Source organism: Vibrio sp. 2134-1 (assembly GCF_033339495.1).
Genome location: NZ_JAWOUS010000357.1, coordinates 1 through 748 on the forward strand (window position 1 = coordinate 1; position 748 = coordinate 748).

1 protein-coding gene is annotated in these 748 nt (G+C 44.1%); it reads left to right on the plus strand.

Annotated elements, in window-relative coordinates:
* Nucleotides 1-748 (plus strand): recombinase family protein (locus R7R78_RS25970; protein ID WP_225474592.1); only part of this gene is annotated, 748 nt, incomplete at both ends.

The following is a 748-nucleotide window of genomic DNA, read 5'->3' on the forward strand; positions in this document are numbered from 1 at the left end:
TAAAAGCAGCGGAACACGGACAGATAGAAAAAGGTACGTTGCTAATTGTAGAAGCAATTGACCGTATAAGTCGCTTGCCCGTTGATGATGCCCGCGCTCTGTTTGCACGTTTCAAAAAGTACGGCATTGATGTTGCCATTTGCCGTTTCAACCTGATCATTTATCACGACAAAAGTAGTGACTTAGGTCAAGACCTGCTTATCACTACAGCAATACATTTAGCGCACTTAGAGAGTGAACAGAAATCAAAACGCATACGTGCCAGATTCACACACAAGCGACTATTAGAAAAAGAGGGCGGTGAGAGACGCACATCAATGAGTCCTAGCTGGATTGAATTAAGCAAAGATAAAACGCACTTTGTGTTGATACCTGAGCGTGCGCGAATTGTGCGCAAGATGGTAGATTTAAAGCTGCAAGGCTGGGGTGCTCATCGCATTACAGTTTATCTTAATGAGCAAGGATATCCTTGCTGGAACCGCAGCAATACTTGGTACACAAAGATTGTTGAGAAGTATCTAAAGATGATACAGCTTGTCGGCGACTTTCAACCAGTCGAGCATGTGCACGGCGAAAAGGGGGAGCGCAAAGAACCTGTTGGAGATGTAATAAAAGGCTATTACCCAGCATTGATTACAGAAGAAGAGTGGATCAGGCTTAAAGCATCTTTTAAGAGATCTGGAGGGCGACAAACGGGCGCGTTTTCAAATCTATTTAGCTGTATGCTTTATTGCCCAACCTGTGGTTC